At 80.5% G+C, this 585-nt stretch carries 1 protein-coding gene; it reads right to left on the bottom strand.

Annotation, left to right across the window (positions count from 1 at the left end):
* A partial coding sequence (locus H0487_RS22800) for a hypothetical protein (RefSeq protein ID WP_220793719.1) occupies positions 1-585 on the bottom strand: 585 nt, incomplete at both ends.

Genomic DNA, 585 nt, shown 5'->3' with positions numbered 1-585 from the left:
GCACCGTCGGACGGTCCTGGCCGGCAGGTGCCGGGGTCGCGGGCGCCGCCGCCGGAGCAGCGCCCTGCGGCGGGGCGGTCTGCGGCGCTGCGGCCTGCTGAGGTGCGGCCGGCTCGGGCGCCCGGTCGCCCGGCCGGACCGTCGCCGCGTCGGCCGTGCGGATGTGGATGTCGGACTCCGGGACGTCCGTGGGAGACGCCTCCGGGGCGAGGCTGGCGGGTGCCTGCGCGGCGGGTGCTTGCGCGGCGGGTGCTTGCGCGGCGGGTGCCTGCGCGGCGGGTGCTTGCGCGGCGGGTGCCTGCGCGGCGGGTGCCTGCGCGGCGGTCGGGGTGGCCGAGGTCGCCGTGGCGCCCGTGGCGCCCGTTGAGCCCGTGGCGCCCGTTGAGCCCGTGGTGCTCGTCGCGCCTGTGGTGCTCGTGGCGCCTGTGGTGATCGGTGCGGTGGGTACGGCGGGTGTGCCGGGTGGGGTCGGTGCGGTCGGCAGGGCCGTCAGCCCGGTCGCGACCGGCAGGACGACGGCGGAGCTGCCACCCCGCGTCGGGGCCGTCGCTGCCGCAGCGAGCCCGGGGACCAGCGGTGGGACGG

Origin of the sequence: Nocardioides stalactiti (genome assembly GCF_014180715.1) — a bacterium.
In the GTDB taxonomy this organism is placed as follows: Bacteria; Actinomycetota; Actinomycetes; order Propionibacteriales; family Nocardioidaceae; genus Nocardioides; species Nocardioides stalactiti.
This window is presented reverse-complemented; position numbering and strand designations above follow the sequence as displayed.